General features: G+C 51.5%; 18 protein-coding genes. 8 read left to right on the forward strand and 10 right to left on the reverse strand.

What is annotated here, in order from left to right; all coding sequences use genetic code 11:
• Window positions 1-15: 15 nt before the first annotated feature.
• On the reverse strand, window positions 16-849 hold the full coding sequence (gene xapA, locus A7Z06_RS10395; protein ID WP_032225890.1) for a xanthosine phosphorylase: 834 nt from the start codon (window positions 847-849) through the stop codon (window positions 16-18).
• Between the two features lie 249 nt (window positions 850-1098).
• Between xapA and A7Z06_RS10400 the strand changes: the two genes are divergently transcribed.
• On the forward strand, window positions 1099-1863 hold the full coding sequence (locus A7Z06_RS10400) for a nucleoside-specific channel-forming Tsx family protein (protein ID WP_000716426.1): 765 nt from the start codon (window positions 1099-1101) through the stop codon (window positions 1861-1863).
• Between the two features lie 283 nt (window positions 1864-2146).
• Window positions 2147-3145, forward strand: a complete 999-nt coding sequence (locus A7Z06_RS10405) for a bile acid:sodium symporter family protein (RefSeq protein ID WP_000765628.1) — start codon at window positions 2147-2149, stop codon at window positions 3143-3145.
• Here the strand turns inward: A7Z06_RS10405 and A7Z06_RS10410 are convergent.
• From A7Z06_RS10410 to zipA, 3 genes are all read right to left on the reverse strand, one after another.
• Window positions 3142-3360 carry a DUF3820 family protein gene (locus tag A7Z06_RS10410; RefSeq protein WP_000410201.1) on the reverse strand — a complete coding sequence of 73 codons (219 nt, stop codon included), beginning with the start codon at window positions 3358-3360 and terminating at the stop codon, window positions 3142-3144. The two genes, A7Z06_RS10405 and A7Z06_RS10410, sit on opposite strands and share 4 nt — an antisense overlap.
• A gap of 1 nt (window position 3361) precedes the next feature.
• Window positions 3362-5377, reverse strand: a complete 2016-nt coding sequence (gene ligA, locus A7Z06_RS10415; protein ID WP_000443720.1) for an NAD-dependent DNA ligase LigA — start codon at window positions 5375-5377, stop codon at window positions 3362-3364.
• A gap of 70 nt (window positions 5378-5447) precedes the next feature.
• Window positions 5448-6440 carry a cell division protein ZipA gene (zipA, locus tag A7Z06_RS10420; RefSeq protein ID WP_000983144.1) on the reverse strand — a complete coding sequence of 331 codons (993 nt, stop codon included), beginning with the start codon at window positions 6438-6440 and terminating at the stop codon, window positions 5448-5450.
• Between the two features lie 229 nt (window positions 6441-6669).
• Here zipA and cysZ point away from each other — a divergent pair, with 229 nt between their 5' ends.
• The 5 genes from cysZ to crr all read left to right on the forward strand — a co-directional run bounded on the left by cysZ (window position 6670) and on the right by crr (window position 11549).
• Window positions 6670-7431, forward strand: a complete 762-nt coding sequence (gene cysZ / locus A7Z06_RS10425) for a sulfate transporter CysZ (protein ID WP_000255356.1) — start codon at window positions 6670-6672, stop codon at window positions 7429-7431.
• Window positions 7432-7614: 183 nt separating this feature from the next.
• Window positions 7615-8586 carry a cysteine synthase A gene (gene cysK / locus A7Z06_RS10430; RefSeq protein WP_000034402.1) on the forward strand — a complete coding sequence of 324 codons (972 nt, stop codon included), beginning with the start codon at window positions 7615-7617 and terminating at the stop codon, window positions 8584-8586.
• A 383-nt stretch (window positions 8587-8969) separates the two neighbouring features.
• Window positions 8970-9227: a phosphocarrier protein Hpr gene (gene ptsH, locus A7Z06_RS10440; RefSeq protein ID WP_000487600.1), complete on the forward strand. Its 258-nt coding sequence runs from the start codon at window positions 8970-8972 to the stop codon at window positions 9225-9227.
• A 44-nt stretch (window positions 9228-9271) separates the two neighbouring features.
• A complete protein-coding gene (gene ptsI, locus A7Z06_RS10445) occupies window positions 9272-10999 on the forward strand; it encodes a phosphoenolpyruvate-protein phosphotransferase PtsI (RefSeq protein ID WP_000623129.1) in 1728 nt (575 codons plus the stop codon).
• A gap of 40 nt (window positions 11000-11039) precedes the next feature.
• On the forward strand, window positions 11040-11549 hold the full coding sequence (gene crr / locus A7Z06_RS10450) for a PTS glucose transporter subunit IIA (RefSeq protein WP_000522247.1): 510 nt from the start codon (window positions 11040-11042) through the stop codon (window positions 11547-11549).
• Window positions 11550-11590: 41 nt separating this feature from the next.
• On the opposite strand, the gene pdxK is transcribed toward crr, so the two are convergent.
• On the reverse strand, window positions 11591-12442 hold the full coding sequence (pdxK, locus tag A7Z06_RS10455; RefSeq protein ID WP_000096632.1) for a pyridoxine/pyridoxal/pyridoxamine kinase: 852 nt from the start codon (window positions 12440-12442) through the stop codon (window positions 11591-11593).
• A 103-nt stretch (window positions 12443-12545) separates the two neighbouring features.
• Here pdxK and A7Z06_RS10460 point away from each other — a divergent pair, with 103 nt between their 5' ends.
• Complete coding sequence (locus tag A7Z06_RS10460) at window positions 12546-12914, forward strand: YfeK family protein (protein ID WP_000719935.1); 369 nt, start codon at window positions 12546-12548, stop codon at window positions 12912-12914.
• Window positions 12915-12916: 2 nt separating this feature from the next.
• Here the strand turns inward: A7Z06_RS10460 and cysM are convergent, their stop codons facing one another.
• From cysM to cysP, 5 genes are all read right to left on the reverse strand, one after another.
• The gene (cysM, locus tag A7Z06_RS10465; protein ID WP_000105472.1) at window positions 12917-13828 is read right to left on the reverse strand and encodes a cysteine synthase B; all 912 of its coding nucleotides are present in this window, start codon (window positions 13826-13828) and stop codon (window positions 12917-12919) included.
• A 134-nt stretch (window positions 13829-13962) separates the two neighbouring features.
• On the reverse strand, window positions 13963-15060 hold the full coding sequence (cysA, locus tag A7Z06_RS10470; protein ID WP_000021084.1) for a sulfate/thiosulfate ABC transporter ATP-binding protein CysA: 1098 nt from the start codon (window positions 15058-15060) through the stop codon (window positions 13963-13965).
• A complete protein-coding gene (gene cysW, locus A7Z06_RS10475) occupies window positions 15050-15925 on the reverse strand; it encodes a sulfate/thiosulfate ABC transporter permease CysW (protein ID WP_000852695.1) in 876 nt (291 codons plus the stop codon). The genes cysA and cysW overlap by 11 nt, the downstream gene beginning before the upstream one ends.
• On the reverse strand, window positions 15925-16758 hold the full coding sequence (gene cysT / locus A7Z06_RS10480) for a sulfate/thiosulfate ABC transporter permease CysT (protein ID WP_000458366.1): 834 nt from the start codon (window positions 16756-16758) through the stop codon (window positions 15925-15927). Before cysT ends, cysW begins: the two co-directional genes overlap by 1 nt.
• Entirely contained in the window at window positions 16758-17774 is a 1017-nt protein-coding gene (gene cysP, locus A7Z06_RS10485; RefSeq protein WP_000290254.1) for a thiosulfate/sulfate ABC transporter substrate-binding protein CysP, read from the reverse strand. The genes cysT and cysP overlap by 1 nt, the downstream gene beginning before the upstream one ends.
• Window positions 17775-17979 lie beyond the last annotated feature (205 nt).

Here is a 17979-nt window from a genome sequence, read left to right on the forward strand (position 1 = left end):
TTATTGTTGTTTTAATCAGGCAATATTGCGCAGAAAGCCGCAAATAAGGTTGATAAAGTTCTGCTTAGAGAGATCCGCTGCCGCCAACGTTTGGGTATGCGAGAGCTTCACGTCACTCAGACCTTCCGCCATATTGGTAATCGCAGAAACGGCCACGACCTTCAGGTCACAATGGCGTGCTGAAATAACTTCAGGCACAACGGACATTCCAACGACATCCCCGCCAATAATTTGCATCATGCGAATCTCTGCCGCCGTTTCGAAATTCGGCCCCGGATACGAGACGAACACACCTTCCGTCAGGGGGAAACCCTCTTCTTTCGCCACTTTTTGCAACAGTGCGCGGTAGTCCGCATCGTAGGCATTCGCCAGCGAGAAAAAGCGTTCGCCAAAGCGTTCATCGTTAAGACCCACCATCGGTGTACCTGGCATGGTGTTGATGTGGTCTTTCAGCGCAACCAGACTGCCCGCACCGACTTCCGGACGCAGTGAGCCCGCCGCATTGGTGCAGAACAGCAGTTCACAGCCCAGCAATTTGAAAGTACGAATCGCGTCGGTCATGATGGTCATTCCACGACCTTCATAGAAATGCCCTCGACCTTTCATACATGCCACCGGAACGCCCTGGAGATGCCCCAACACCAGCTCACCCGCATGTCCATGCACCGTACTCACCGGGAAACCCGGCAGCTTTTCATAGGAAATGGCGACAGCGTTATCAATCTGATCGGCCAGCGCGCCCAGCCCGGAACCTAAAATAAAAGCCACTCGTGGTGTGAAATCTGGTTTATAAGCCTGGATAATATCGACGCAATACAGCGGGTTATGAGAAAATTGAGCCTGAGACATATATATCCTTTTTTCAGTAGGGTTGAATCTAATGTCTTTTTATAGCGAGGTTGTCCCGGCTCTTACCAATACACTTTCCTCACGCATTCAATAGCGATTTGATATCGATGGATTTATATCTTTTCACTATTAATTCCCAGCAAAAACTGTATTGGCGATATTCACTCCCTTGCATTAACAATATGCTGTTTTTAACAAACCACTTTATTAAGCAATCTACTAATAACGATCGGCATAGGGAATTATGCTATGAAAAAACATCTTTTAACTCTGACGCTCACCTCTTTATTAGCCGTACCCGTAATCTCCCACGCAGAATTTAAAGGTGGGTTTGCAGATATCGGCGTGCATTACCTGGACTGGACCAGCCGAACCACCGAGAAATCGTCAACTAAGTCACACAAAGATGATTTTGGTTATCTGGAACTGGAAGGCGGTGCCAACTTTAGTTGGGGAGAAATGTACGGGTTTTTCGACTGGGAAAACTTTTATAACGACCGCCACGATAAACCAGGTAGTGAGCAGCGTTATACCTTTAAAAATACCAACCGCATTTACCTGGGCAATACCGGATTTAATCTCTACCTGCACGCGTATGGCACCTACGGTTCTGCAAATCGGGTAAATTTCCACGACGATATGTTCCTGTACGGTTTTGGCTACAACTTCACCGGTAACAGTTGGTGGTTCAAACCGTTCTTCGCCAAACGCTATACGGATCAAACCTATTACACGGGCGATAACGGCTACGTGGCAGGTTGGGTTGCGGGTTACAGCTTTATGCTGGGCAGAGAGAAATTCACCCTCACCAACTGGAACGAGTACGAGTTTGACCGTGACACGACCTATGCGGCAGGTAATGGCGGTAAAGAAGGGCTGAACGGTGCGGTCGCCCTCTGGTGGAATGCTACCCCGAATATAACTACGGGGCTTCAGTATCGCTACGCGGACGACAAGCTGGGAGAAGCCTGGTATCAGGACGCCATCATTTACTCGGTCAAATTTAACTTCTGAACCATTTCTGCCGGGATTCCCGGCAGAAATGCATAACACGATATATGATACAACGATTCCCCTTCTCGCCCTGCCATCACTATTCACCCTGTTCTTGCTCCACGTCCTCTAATGCTTCACCAGCTGTTGAAAGTGTCCGGTTCTTCCTTCGCTACTGTGACGAAAACCTTTAATTGTTTTAAAGAGTCATTCATCTATTTTCTTCATGAATGAATGCAATAAATCAATTTTATTTCTCAAACTGGAAGAAGCACAATAGAACCATCGATCATCTGGAGTCTTTATGAAACTTTTTCGTATCCTCGATCCTTTCACCTTAACCCTGGTCACGGTGGTGTTACTGGCTTCTTTCTTTCCGGCCAGAGGCGGTTTTGTCCCCTTCTTTGAAAATCTGACCACGGCAGCCATTGCTCTGTTGTTCTTTATGCACGGCGCGAAGTTGTCGCGAGAGGCCATTATTGCAGGTGGTAGTCACTGGCGACTGCATTTGTGGGTGATGTGCAGTACCTTCGTGCTGTTTCCGGTTCTGGGCGTGTTGTTTGCCTGGTGGAAACCAGTAAACGTCGATCCAATGCTCTATTCCGGTTTTCTCTATCTTTGCATTCTTCCTGCCACGGTGCAGTCTGCAATCGCTTTTACCTCAATGGCGGGCGGTAACGTCGCGGCGGCCGTTTGTTCTGCATCAGCATCCAGCCTGCTGGGTATTTTCCTTTCGCCATTGCTGGTTGGTCTGGTGATGAATGTTCACGGTGCAGAGGGCAGCCTCGAACAGGTCGGTAAGATTATGCTGCAGCTGTTACTACCTTTTGTGTTGGGGCATCTTTCTCGCCCGTGGATTGGCAACTGGGTGGCGCGTAATAAAAAGTGGATTGCGAAAACTGACCAGACTTCCATTCTGTTGGTGGTCTATACGGCCTTCAGCGAAGCTGTTGTTAACGGCATCTGGCACAAAGTCGGTTGGGGTTCGCTGCTGTTTATTGTGGTAGTTAGCTGCGTATTGCTGGCTATTGTGATTGTGATTAACGTCTTTATGGCGCGTCGACTGGGTTTCAATAAGGCGGATGAGATAACGATTGTCTTCTGTGGTTCGAAAAAGAGCCTGGCGAATGGTATTCCGATGGCGAACATTCTGTTCCCAACGTCAGTTATCGGTATGATGGTGCTGCCACTGATGATTTTCCATCAGATCCAGCTGATGGTTTGCGCGGTGCTGGCGCGTCGTTATAAGCGCCAGACCGAGCAACTACAGGCGCAGCAGGAAAGCCACGCAGGGAAGATTTAAAGCGGACGTTTCAGGGGCTGAACCAGTTGCGTCAGCCCCTCGGTTTTAATCAGCAGCGTGATTTGCATTAGCTCACCGAGTTTTCCTGCCGGGAACTCATCCTTGCGGGCAAACCACAAAAGATACTCTTCCGGCAGGTCGATTAAGCGACGCCCTTTGTACTTGCCAAACGGCATTATCGTATTGGCTATTTCAATCAGCTGCTCTTTTTCCATCTCAGTTACCCAGCAAACGTAGCATCTCTGCTTCGTCGATCACTTCAATGCCCAATTCCTGCGCTTTCGCCAGTTTAGAACCTGCGGCTTCTCCGGCGATCACCAGATCGGTTTTCTTCGAAACGCTGCCCGCGACTTTCGCGCCCAGTTCGACCAAGCGAGCTTTAGCATCATCACGCGACATCTGACTTAAGCTACCGGTGAGCACCACGGTTTTACCGGCAAACGGGCTGTCGATCTCTTCCGCGTTAATCACCACCGGCGCAGGCCAGTGAACACCTTCCGCCAACAGCTCGCTGATGACATTGCGGTTACTGTCTTCGGCAAAGAAGTTGTGAACATGGGATGCGACGACAATTCCGACATCGGGCACTTTTTGCAGCTCTTCAATCGAGGCTGCTTCCAGTGCGTCCAGCGTGCCGAAATATGCTGCCAGACCTGCTGCAGTGGCCTCGCCGACTTCGCGAATGCCAAGCGCATAAAGGAAGCGAGCAAAGGTGGTTTCTTTCGCTTTTTCCAGCGCGTTAACCACGTTTTGCGCTGATTTCGGCCCCATTCTCTCCAGTCCGGTCAGTTTGCCTGCGGTGAGTTTAAACAGGTCAGCAGGTGTGTGGACGTACTCTTTTTCGACAAGCTGGTCGATGATTTTGTCACCCATACCGTCAACGTCCATCGCCCGACGGGAAACAAAATGTTTCAGTGACTCTTTACGCTGAGCGCCGCAAATCAGGCCACCTGTACAGCGGGCGACTGCTTCTCCTTCCACACGTTCAACATCAGAACCACATACCGGACAATGTGTCGGGAACTCTACGGCACGGGTATCTTCCGGGCGTTCAGAAAGCACGACGTTAACCACCTGCGGGATCACATCGCCAGCACGGCGGATCACCACCTTATCGCCAATACGTAAACCAAGACGTTCGATTTCATCGGCATTGTGTAAGGTAGCATTGCTCACCAGCACGCCTGCAACATGTACAGGTTCCAGACGCGCAACGGGCGTAATAGCGCCGGTACGTCCAACCTGAAACTCAACGTCGCGCACGAAAGTCATCTGTTCCTGCGCCGGGAATTTAAACGCCACAGCCCAGCGCGGGGCACGTGAAACAAACCCAAGCTGTTCCTGCTGCGCCAGTGAGTTGACTTTAATCACCACGCCGTCGATATCAAAGCCCAGCGTCGGGCGGTCTTCTTCAACTTTGTGATAAAACGCCAGCACCTCTTCTGCCGATTCACATAACGTGACACGATCGCTGACCGGTAATCCCCACTTTTTAAATTGCATTAAACGACCAAGATGGGTGTCCGGCAGCTCGCCGCCTTCCAGCACACCAACGCCGTAGCAGAAGAACGTGAGCGGTCGCTTCGCCGTGATACGCGGATCAAGCTGACGCAGCGAACCTGCCGCAGCATTACGTGGGTTAGCAAATACTTTCCCGCCCGTGCGTCGCGCCTCTTCGTTGATCTTTTCGAACCCTGCTTGTGGCAGGAATACTTCACCACGCACTTCCAGGCGCGCCGGGATATTCTCACCATGCAATTTCAGCGGAATCGCGCGAATAGTACGGACGTTAGAGGTGATGTCTTCGCCGGTGGTGCCATCACCACGGGTCGCCGCACTGACCAGAACGCCATTCTCATACAGAATGCTGACGGCAAGGCCATCAAGCTTCAGCTCACAGCACCAGGTGACTTTTTCGTTACTTTTCAGACGATCCAGTACGCGTTTGTTGAAAGCGAGAAAACTCTCTTCATCAAAAACGTTGTCCAGCGACAGCATCGGTACTTCATGACGGATCTGGCTGAAGGCTGCCAGCGGCGCTGCACCTACGCGCTGGGTTGGTGAATCCGGGGTAATGAGTTCCGGATGTTTTGCTTCCAGCTCGCGCAGCTCACGCATCAGCCTGTCGTATTCAGCGTCGGGAATTTCCGGCGCATCCATCACATGATAAAGATATTCATGATGGCGAAGCGTCGTTCGCAGTTCTGTGAGTTGTCTTTCGATTGATTCCATATCGCACCATCAATGCTAAAAACCCCCGACAAGCGGGGGTTCGAAGAAGAGTTAATTTGCCTTAAGTGTATCAGACGTTAGCGTCTTTCACTTCGCGGATGATGTCCTGATACTCGCGCAGTTTCTGCGGAGTCATCATACGGCGCTGATCGTCAAGAACTACGCCACCGACTTCATCAGCGATATGCTGCGCAGATTGCAGCATCAGCTTGAAGTTTTGCAGTTCATCACCATAAGACGGAACCTGCATAAAGATAGTGACGCCAGGAGTGGTGAAATCCTTCATTTCAGGATCGAATGTTCCCGGTTTCACCATATTCGCCAGGCTGAATAACGCAGGGCCACTGCCGTCCGGGCTGAGATGACGATGGTAAATATTCATATCGCCAAAGATAAAGCCCGCCTGCTGAATGCTGTTAAGAAGCAGTTCACCATTCAGCTCGCTACCGTGATGCGCCGCGACGTTCATAATGATCACCGCTTCTTTACGCTTCGGCTTATCCATGACAGGTGCCGGTTCATTTACAGGTTCAGGCTGCGGTGCCGCTACGGGTTCCGCAACCTGGAAAGCCTGCTGCGCTGGTTGGGGCGCTGGCTGCGTCGGTTGCGGAGCTGGCGGTACTTGCGGAGCAACCTGCTGTTCAGGCTGCGGCTGGTAGGTCGGCTGCTGAACCGGCTGCGGTTGCTGAACCGGCTGCGCTGAATGCGGAGCATGTTGCGGCGATACCTGCGCTTCAGGCGGCTGCTGAACCGGTTGACGCGGCTGCGCAGACGCATAAGGCGGTTGGTACTGGTGTTGCGGCGACGGACGAGCAGCCTCATGCTCCTGGGCGTTAGCCGGGGCATGATTTACGCGGTGAACACGAACCTCACCAACGCCCTCATCATCTTCGACATCCTCATCATAAGAATCGTCGTCACGTTTTGACTTCATTCGTTTTAATGGCCGATCGCGGAACATAGAAGATCGTTCTTTACGGCTGGTCCAGAAACCATGTACCAGTAAAGCGATTATGGCGATCGCGCCAACAATGATTAATATCAGACGCAAATCCTGCATCATTATATTCTCTGTTGTTCTAACACCTTGCCACCACGGCAAACATTTACTCACTAAGAGTATTTGCCGATTACCTCGAGTGCAAGTGCACTCTTAACTTTCACAGCACAAAGATAGATGAAATCGTGCTTTTTGCTGTTTTTTCGAACATATCCTAACTGTCCATTGCGCAATTACCCGGTAAAATACGCAGAATTTTCCTGGGATTGGTCAAAAGGAGCATCTCCTGATTATGGTTTCAACATACACATCTTCCCCACGCAGCGGTTTTTACTATTTTGCGCAAGGCTGGAAGCTCGTCTCGCAACCCGGGATTCGGCGTTTTGTCATTTTACCTCTGTTGGTCAATATTTTGTTGATGGGAAGTGCATTCTGGTGGCTCTTTACCCAACTGGATGTCTGGATCCCATCATTAATGAGCCACGTGCCTGACTGGCTGCAATGGTTAAGCTATTTGCTGTGGCCTGTCGCGGTTCTCTCCGTGCTGCTGATTTTTGGCTATTTTTTCTCAACTATTGCGAACTGGATTGCCGCGCCATTTAACGGTTTATTGGCTGAACAACTGGAAGCAAGGCTGACAGGCGCTACGCCGCCGGATACCGGAATTTTGGGTATCATGAAAGATGTGCCGCGAATTATGAAACGCGAATGGCAAAAATTTGCGTGGTATTTACCACGCGCCATCGTATTGCTGATCCTCTACTTTATCCCAGGCATCGGGCAAACCGTCGCGCCAGTGTTGTGGTTCCTGTTCAGCGCCTGGATGTTAGCCATTCAGTACTGCGACTATCCGTTCGACAACCACAAAGTGCCGTTCAAAGAAATGCGCACTGCCCTGCGCACGCGCAAAATCACTAACATGCAGTTTGGCGCATTAACGAGTCTGTTCACGATGATCCCGGTGCTCAACCTGTTCATCATGCCGGTGGCCGTCTGTGGCGCGACAGCAATGTGGGTCGATTGCTATCGCGCTAAACATGCACTATGGCGGTAACAATCTTCCGGTTGTTTTGTAAACTATTTGTATGAAACAAGGGTGGCTTATGCCACCCTTATTCCATCTTGCAAGTCATTATTTCCCTTCTGCATATAGATATGCTAAATCCTTACTTCCGCATATTCTCTGAGCGGGTATGCTACCTGTTGTATCCCAATTTCATACAGTTAAGGACAGGCCATGAGTAAGATTTTTGAAGATAACTCGCTGACTATCGGTCACACACCGCTGGTTCGCCTGAATCGCATCGGTAACGGACGTATTCTGGCGAAGGTGGAATCTCGTAACCCCAGCTTCAGCGTTAAGTGCCGTATCGGTGCCAATATGATTTGGGATGCCGAAAAACGCGGCGTGCTGAAACCCGGCGTTGAACTGGTTGAACCCACCAGCGGCAACACTGGTATTGCTCTGGCTTATGTGGCAGCCGCTCGCGGTTATAAACTCACTCTGACCATGCCAGAGACAATGAGTATTGAACGCCGCAAACTGCTGAAAGCCCTGGGCGCAAACCTGGTACTGACTGAAGGCGCGAAGGGCATGAAAGGCGCGATTCAAAAAGCAGAAGAAATTGTCGCCAGTAACCCAGAGAAATACCTGCTGCTACAACAATTCAGCAACCCGGCGAATCCGGAAATTCATGAAAAAACCACCGGTCCGGAGATCTGGGAAGATACCGACGGTCAGGTTGATGTATTTATTGCGGGTGTCGGTACTGGCGGTACGCTGACCGGCGTCAGCCGCTACATTAAAGGCACCAAAGGCAAGACTGACCTCATCTCTGTTGCCGTTGAGCCAACCGATTCTCCCGTCATCGCCCAGGCGCTGGCAGGTGAAGAAATCAAACCCGGCCCGCATAAAATCCAGGGCATCGGCGCTGGCTTTATCCCGGCGAACCTTGATCTCAAACTGGTCGATAAAGTTATTGGCATCACCAATGAAGAAGCTATCTCTACTGCACGTCGTTTAATGGAAGAAGAAGGCATTCTTGCCGGAATCTCTTCCGGTGCGGCGGTTGCTGCGGCGCTGAAACTACAAGAAGATGAAAGCTTTACCAATAAGAATATTGTGGTTATTCTGCCATCATCGGGTGAGCGTTATTTAAGCACCGCATTATTTGCCGATCTCTTTACCGAAAAAGAATTGCAACAGTAATGCCAGGTTGTTAAAAATGCGTAAAAAAGCACCTTTTCAGGTGCTTTTTTGTGGCCTACTTCAAATTTTAGCCTCTCCTGGCATTGATTCAGCCTGTCGGAACTGGTATTTAACCTGACTAATTATTTTGATGCGCGAAATTAATCGTTACAGGAAAAGCCTTAGCTGAATCGATTTTATGATTTGGTTCAATTCTTCCTTTAGCGGCATAATGTTTAATGATGAACGAAACGTCAGCGGTCGATATCCGCCAGCAATGGACTGTACAGAACACTTCGTGCGTCGCGTCTGTTAAAAACTGGCGCTAACAATACAGGCTAAAGTCAAACCGCCAGGCTAGACTTTAGTTCCACAACACTAAACCTATAAGTTGGGGAAATACAATGTTCCAGCAAGAAGTTACCATTACCGCTCCGAACGGTCTGCACACCCGCCCTGCTGCCCAGTTTGTAAAAGAAGCTAAGGGCTTCACTTCTGAAATTACTGTGACTTCCAACGGCAAAAGCGCCAGCGCGAAAAGCCTGTTTAAACTGCAGACTCTGGGCCTGACTCAAGGGACCGTTGTGACTATCTCCGCTGAAGGCGAAGACGAGCAGAAAGCGGTTGAACATCTGGTTAAACTGATGGCGGAACTCGAGTAATTTCCCGGGTTCTTTTAAAAATCAGTCACAAGTAAGGTAGGGTTATGATTTCAGGCATTTTAGCATCCCCGGGTATCGCTTTCGGTAAAGCTCTGCTTCTGAAAGAAGACGAAATCGTCATTGACCGGAAAAAAATTTCTGCCGACCAGGTTGATCAGGAAGTTGAACGTTTTCTGAGCGGTCGTGCCAAGGCATCAGCCCAGCTGGAAACGATCAAAACGAAAGCTGGTGAAACGTTCGGTGAAGAAAAAGAAGCCATCTTTGAAGGGCATATTATGCTGCTCGAAGATGAGGAGCTGGAGCAGGAAATCATAGCCCTGATTAAAGATAAGCACATGACGGCTGACGCAGCTGCTCATGAAGTTATTGAAGGTCAGGCTTCTGCCCTGGAAGAACTGGATGATGAATACCTGAAAGAGCGTGCGGCTGACGTGCGTGATATCGGTAAGCGCCTGCTGCGCAACATCCTGGGTCTGAAGATTATCGATCTGAGCGCCATTCAGGATGAAGTCATTCTGGTTGCCGCTGACCTGACACCGTCCGAAACCGCACAGTTGAACCTGAAGAAGGTGCTGGGTTTCATCACCGACGCGGGTGGCCGTACTTCCCACACTTCTATTATGGCGCGTTCTCTGGAGCTGCCGGCCATCGTGGGTACTGGTAGCGTCACTTCGCAGGTGAAAAATGACGACTATCTGATTCTGGATGCCGTAAATAATCAGGTTTACGTCAATCCAACCAACGAAGTTATCGATAAATTGCGCGCTGTTCAGGAGCAAGTGGCTTCTGAAAAAGCAGAGCTTGCTAAACTGAAAGATCTCCCGGCTATTACGCTGGACGGTCACCAGGTAGAAGTGTGCGCTAACATCGGTACTGTTCGTGATGTTGAAGGTGCAGAACGTAACGGCGCTGAAGGCGTTGGTCTGTATCGTACCGAATTCTTGTTCATGGACCGCGACGCGCTGCCAACAGAAGAAGAACAGTTTGCTGCCTATAAAGCAGTGGCTGAAGCGTGTGGTTCGCAGGCTGTTATCGTTCGTACCATGGACATTGGCGGCGACAAAGAGCTGCCGTACATGAACTTCCCGAAAGAAGAGAACCCGTTCCTCGGCTGGCGTGCTATCCGTATCGCGATGGATCGTAAAGAGATCCTGCGCGATCAGCTCCGCGCTATCCTGCGTGCCTCGGCTTTCGGTAAATTGCGCATCATGTTCCCGATGATCATCTCTGTCGAAGAAGTTCGCGCTCTGCGCAAAGAGATCGAAATCTACAAACAGGAACTGCGTGACGAAGGTAAAGCGTTTGACGAATCAATTGAAATTGGCGTAATGGTGGAAACACCGGCTGCCGCAACAATTGCGCGTCATTTAGCCAAAGAAGTTGATTTCTTTAGTATCGGCACCAATGATTTAACGCAGTACACTCTGGCAGTTGACCGTGGTAATGATATGATTTCACACCTTTACCAGCCAATGTCACCGTCCGTGCTGAACTTGATCAAGCAAGTTATTGATGCTTCTCATGCTGAAGGCAAATGGACTGGCATGTGTGGTGAGCTTGCTGGCGATGAACGTGCTACACTTCTGTTGCTGGGGATGGGTCTGGACGAATTCTCTATGAGCGCCATTTCTATCCCGCGCATTAAGAAGATTATCCGTAACACGAACTTCGAAGATGCGAAGGTGTTAGCAGAGCAGGCTCTTGCTCAACCGACAACGGACGAGTTAATGACGCTGGTTAACAAGTTCATTGAAGAAAAAACAATCTGCTAATCCACGAGATGCGGCCCAATTTACTGCTTAGGAGAAGATCATGGGTTTGTTCGATAAACTGAAATCTCTGGTTTCCGATGACAAAAAGGATACCGGAACTATTGAGATCATTGCTCCGCTCTCTGGCGAGATCGTCAATATCGAAGACGTGCCGGATGTCGTTTTTGCGGAAAAAATCGTTGGTGATGGCATTGCTATCAAACCAACTGGTAACAAAATGGTCGCTCCGGTTGACGGCACCATTGGTAAAATCTTTGAAACCAACCACGCGTTCTCTATCGAATCCGATAGCGGCGTTGAGCTGTTCGTCCACTTCGGTATCGACACCGTTGAACTGAAAGGCGAAGGCTTCAAGCGTATTGCTGAAGAAGGTCAGCGCGTGAAAGTTGGCGATACGGTTATTGAATTCGATCTGCCGCTGCTGGAAGAGAAAGCCAAGTCTACCCTGACTCCGGTTGTTATCTCCAACATGGACGAAATCAAAGAACTGATCAAACTGTCCGGTAGCGTGACTGTGGGTGAAACCCCGGTTATCCGCATCAAGAAGTAATTCTTGCCGCAATGAAAAATGGCGCCATCGGCGCCATTTTTTTATGCTTCTAACAGCGGCGGCAAAATCAATTCATCGCTCTCATGTTGCTGTGTATAACGCATTACCTCCAGCACACGTAAGCCCGCGCTGTGTACTGCGTCGGTTAACGCCTTCCCTTTCAGTAATCCACTAATAAGCTGGGCGCAAAACAGATCGCCAGTACCTTTCAGGTCGGTTTTTACCCGTGAATGGGAAATGACATTCACGCTATCGGCACTGACCACCACCACCTGCATCTCCTGGTGTTCTTCATTGCCGGAGGCGCTGGTAACAACCACCCATTTTAATGTCTCTGAAAGCAGGCTTTTTGCAGCAGCAATGGCGCTGTCGAGGTCGCGGCAGTTTTTACCGGTCAATATTTCCAGCTCAAAGATATTTGGCGTAATCCCCTGCGCCAGCGGCAGTAAATATTGCCGATACGCATCGGGAAGATCAGCTTTGACGTAAATACCGCTATCAATATCGCCAATCACCGGATCAACCATAATCAGCAAGTCAGGATGCTCTTCGCGTAAGGCTGTCAGCCATTCAGCAAGGATTTTGATTTGCGATGCCGTCCCCATATAGCCCGTGGTAACAGCGCGAAGTTGGCGCAGCGCATCACGCTCCTGAAGCGCACGCAAATAGCCACTAAACCACTCGTCCGGAATCGCACCACCGTAGAACGTATCGTAATGCGGCGTATTGCTCAGCAACACGGTCGGCACGGCAAAGACATTCAGGCCGTTCTGTTTAATCGCAGGCACGGCAATGCTGTTACCTACGCTGCCGTACACCACCTGCGACTGCACGGCGACGATATCCGCCTGCAGCGCCCTGCTCTTATCGTTAAACAACAACAAACTACTCATTTAGTTTTTCTCCTTGCCGATGATCCCCATCGTATTCCAACCGAAACTTTACCTGATTCTGGCAGTCAAATCGGCTATCACAAAACAAGGATAAGGTAATTCAGTGAAGAAAATCATTTGTCTGGTCATTACGCTGTTAATGGCACTTCCCGCTTACGCGAAGTTAACAGCCCATGAAGAAGCCCGCATCAACGCCATACTAGAGGGATTAGCACAGAAAAAGGATTTGATATTTGTACGCAACGGCGATGAACACACCTGCGATGAAGCGGTTTCCCACCTGCGTCTGAAGCTGGGCAATACCCGTAATCGCATTGATACTGCCGAGCAATTTATTGATAAGGTTGCCTCGTCATCATCGATTACCGGAAAGCCTTACATTGTGAAGATCCCTGGTAAGAGCGATGAAAACGCGCAACCTTTTTTACATACGTTAATTGCCCAGACGGATAAAACGTTGCCTGCGCAATAAACTCAAATCCCCGCCCCCTGGCTAAAGTGTTCTTCGCCAAATACGCCGGTGGAAAGGTAGCGATCGCCGCGATCGCAGATAATCGCCACCACTACCGCGCCAGCGTTAGCTTTTGCCACGCGCAGCGCACCAGCAACCGCGCCGCCAGAACTAACGCCGCAGAAAATCCCTTCCCGCACCGCCAGTTCGCGCATGGTGTTTTCCGCATCGCGCTGATGAATATCCAGCACCTCATCCACCAGCGAGGCGTTGAAAATCCCCGGCAGATACTCTGCTGGCCAGCGGCGAATGCCCGGAATGCTGCTGCCCTCTTCTGGCTGCAGGCCGACAATGGTCACCGGTTTGGATTGCTCGCGCATAAACCGTGACACACCGGTAATGGTGCCGGTTGTCCCCATACTGGAGACAAAATGGGTAATGCGACCGCCAGTTTGCTGCCAGATTTCCGGCCCGGTGGTGGTGTAATGGGCGTAGGGGTTATCGGGGTTGTTGAACTGATCGAGCAACTTGCCTTCGCCCCGGTTCGCCATTTCCAGCGCCAGATCGCGCGCGCCTTCCATGCCTTGTTCTTTGGTCACCAGAATCAGCTCCGCACCGTAGGCACGCATCGCCGCACGGCGTTCCTGGCTCATGTTGTCGGGCATCAGCAATTTCATGCGATAGCCTTTTAGCGCGGCGATCATTGCCAGCGCAATGCCGGTGTTACCGCTGGTGGCTTCAATCAACACATCGCCCGGTTTAATCTCACCGCGTTTTTCCGCCTCAACAATCATCGATAGCGCCGCACGATCTTTCACCGAACCTGCCGGATTATTACCTTCCAGCTTTAACCAGACTTCACTGCCGTTATCCGGCCCCATTCGCTGTAACTTCACCAGAGGCGTATTGCCTATTGTTTGTTCTAATGTACTCACGATCTCTGTCCATACATGGTGTTGCCTGATGCGACGCTTGCGCGTCTTATCAGGCCTACAGGTTACAAAACCTTGCCATTAAAAAGCCCGGATCGCGGGAAGCGCCTCCGGGCGTTTAACATTCACTCAACCTATCAGGCGCTTTGTGCGAGAGCAAGTTCCTCATCGCGGGTTTCGATACGCTCGTCACCGTTATACAGCCGCGCATGTTGCAGCCCAACAAACAGGCGATCGCCGCGTACTGGCGCGTCATCCCCGCGCATCACCACGGTTAGCGGGTCGTCATACCATCCCAGCGGCTGCACCACTAATTGGGTGTAGTGGCCTTTCGGGCTGGCCTCCAGTACCTGTACCGGCAGTGGCGAATCGAGGCTGGTACGGCGGCTGATATCCACTTCCCACGGGCGCAGGAAGAGATCCACCGGCCCCTGATAGGCAGGCGTATATCCCAGCGGCCAACGGTGCGCGCCAACGTGGAACTGCCCGCCGCGAATGGTGCCACGCAGACGGTTTACTTCGCCCATAAATTCCAGCACAAAACGGGTCGCCGGTTCGCGCCATACCTGATCCGGCGCGTCAGCCTGTTCAATATTGCCCTGGCTCATCACCACCACGCGGTTAGCGACTTCCATCGCTTCTTCCTGGTCGTGGGTCACAAAGACGCTGGTGAATTTCAGTTCTTCATGCAGTTGACGCAACCAACGACGCAGCTCTTTACGCACCTGCGCATCCAGTGCGCCAAACGGTTCATCAAGTAGCAGAATTTGCGGTTCAACAGCAAGCGCGCGCGCCAGCGCCACACGCTGTTTCTGACCGCCGGAAAGCTGCGCCGGATAACGATCCGCCAGATGAGCAAGCTGCACCATCTCCAGCAATTTTGTCACTTTCGCTTTGATGGCTGCGGCATTTGGCCGCTCGCGACGCGGCAGCACCGTTAGGCCAAAAGCGATATTGTCGAATACCGTCATATGGCGGAACAACGCGTAATGCTGGAACACGAAACCGACTTTACGGTCGCGCGCGTGCAGGCGGCTGACGTCAGTGCCGTGGAAGCGAATATGTCCGCTGGTTTGATGTTCCAGCCCGGCAATAATACGCAGCAGCGTGGTTTTCCCGGAACCGGACGGCCCCAGCAGCGCGACCATCTGGCCTGAAGGAATATCCAGTGAGATATCGTTCAGCACCTGGGTGCGACCAAAAGACTTCTTAATCCTGGCAATCTCAATGCTCATGATGTTCCTCCTGCTGCGCGCGTTTTTCCTGATTCTCCAGGCGCCATTGCAACATACTCTTCAAAAACAGGGTGATAATCGCCATCAGCGTCAATAACGCCGCAGCGGTAAAGGAGCCGACAGTGTTGTAGTCCTGCTCCAGCAATTCAATTTGTAACGGCAGCGACAGCGTTTCACCGCGAATCGAGCCGGAAACCACCGACACCGCGCCAAACTCACCAATTGCGCGGGCGTTGGTCAGCACCACGCCGTAAAGTAGCGCCCAGCGAATATTCGGCAATGTGACGCGACGAAACATCTGCCAGCCAGATGCACCAAGCAAAATCGCCGCTTCGTCTTCCTGGCTGCCCTGGCTTAACATCACCGGCACCAGCTCGCGCACCACGAACGGGCAAGTCACGAAGATAGTGACCAGCACCATCCCCGGCCACGAGAACATAATTTGCAGGTTATGCTCGTCGAGCCAACCGCCCAGCGGGCCATTCGAGCCGTAAAACAGCAGATAGACCAGACCGGCAACCACCGGCGATACGGCAAACGGGATGTCCAGCAGCGTCAGCAGCAACTGACGTCCCGGAAAATCAAAACGCGTCACCAGCCAGGCCAGCAGAATGCCGAATACCAGGTTTACCGGTACGGCAATCAGGGCGATCATCACCGTCAGCCAGATGGCGTGCAGCATGTCCGGGTCGGCCAGATTCTGTAAAACCGGCATCAGCCCTTTGCTGAATGCCTGCACGAAGATGTAAATCATTGGCACCAGCAGGATGAACGCCGAAACCAGCATCCCGGTGCCAATCAGAAACCATTTGCCCCAGTTAATCGGGCGCGCGTCATAACGCTTCAATTGGGTAACTTCCGCCATTAATGACCTACCACACGCCGACCAAAGCGACTTTGCAGAGTGTTAATAGAGAACAGCAGCAGCAGTGATGCCGCGAGGATCACCGAAGCGATCGCGCTCGCAGCCGGGTAATCAAACTCCTGTAAGCGAACGAAAATCATCAGCGACGTCACTTCCGTCTTCCAGGCGATGTTCCCGGCGATAAAAATCACCGCGCCAAACTCACCGAGGCTGCGGGTGAACGACAGCGCAATACCGGCAATCAGCGCCGGAGAGAGTTCTGGCAGCACCACTTTGCAGAAACTCTGCCAGCGCGTTGCTCCGAGCGTTTCCGCCGCTTCTTCATATTCCGGGCCTAACTCTTCAAGCACCGGCTGCACGGTACGCACCACAAACGGAATACTGGTAAAGGCCATTGCCACCGCAATCCCCAGCCAGGTGTAGGTGACCTTGATATCAAACTTCGCCAGCCATTCACCGTAAAAGCCGTTGACCGAAAACAGCGAAGCCAGCGTTAAACCTGCTACCGCCGTCGGCAATGCAAACGGCAAATCCATCAGCGCATCAAGCAGAGTGCGCCCCGGAAAGCGATAACGGGTTAGGATCCATGCCATCAGCAGACCGAAAACGCCGTTAAAAATCGATGCCACAAACGCCGACAGCAACGTCACTTTATAGGCCGCCACCACCTGCGGGTTGGTGATCACCTCCCAGTACTGCGCCCAGCTCATCTCAGAGAGCTGCATCACCAGTGCGGAAAGCGGCAGTAACAAAATCAGGCACACAAACAGCAGACTGGTGCCGAGGCTTAAGGTAAAGCCCGGCAGCACACGTCTGGAAGCGACGGCAAACATCAGCTACGCCCCGCCGCTAACAGCTTGTCTAACTCGCCGCCGCTGGTGAAGTGAGTTTTCATCACTTCCGGCCAGGAGCCAAATTTGTCTTCCACGCGGAACAGCTCGGTCTGCGGGAATTTATCTTTCAGTTTGTCCATAACTTCCGGGTTATTTACGCGGTAGTAATAGTCGGTGATGATGGTTTGCGCCTGCGGGCTGTAGAGCCAGTTCAGGTAAGCTTTGGCGGCTTTTTCCGTACCGTTGGCCTGCACGTTTTTATCCACCCACGCCACCGGGAACTCCGCCAGAATGTTGGTTTTCGGGATCACCACTTCAAAGCCCTGCGCTTCATACTGTTTACGGATGTTGTTCACTTCCGATTCGAAGCTGATCAGCACATCGCCCAAGCCGCGCTCGGCAAAAGTGGTGGTTGCGCCACGACCGCCGGTATCGAACACTTCGACGTTTTTCAGGAACTGGGTCATAAACTGTTCGGTTTTGGCTTTATCGCCACCGTCGGCTTTATCCGCTGCGCCCCACGCGGCTAAATAGGTGTAGCGCGCGTTACCGGACGTTTTCGGGTTCGGGAAAATCAGCTTCACGTCGGAGCGAACCAAATCGTTCCAGTCGTGGATATTCTTCGGGTTGCCCTTACGCACCAGGAAGCCCATGGTGGAGTAGAACGGCGAGCTGTTGTTCGGCAGGCGCGACTGCCAGTCCGCCGGGATCAGCTTGCCTTTGTCGTGCAGGATTTGTACGTCGGTCACCTGGTTATAAGTAACAACGTCGGCTTTTAAGCCCTGCAAAATCGCCAGCGCCTGTTTTGATGACCCGGCATGAGATTGTTTTATCGTCAATTTGTCGCCGCCGTTATCTTTTGCCCACTGCTGTTCAAACGGGGTATTCAGGGCTGCAAACAGCTCGCGGGAGACGTCATAAGAACTGTTAAGCAGTTCCGTTGCCTGCACGTGGCCAGCCAGCAGCAGCGAAGCGACCAGCGCGAGAGAGTTCTTTTTCAGTAAGTTAACGGCCATTGCGCACCCTTATATATTTAATGACTTTCTAATAGCCATCATATTTATAACGGGCATGAAAGGAGTAACGGTTTTATATACCGTTTGGTGATTTGGAAGTTGAAAAGGGAATAAGAACTTGGTTCAACAGGCGTAATTGTTGCAGTCAGTTTGGACACGGACAGCGCGGAGAAACCGGAGCGTACACATAGTACGTGAGGATTTC

Origin of the sequence: Escherichia sp. MOD1-EC6819 (assembly GCF_002965765.1) — a bacterium.
GTDB classification, from domain to species: Bacteria; Pseudomonadota; Gammaproteobacteria; order Enterobacterales; family Enterobacteriaceae; genus Escherichia; species Escherichia ruysiae.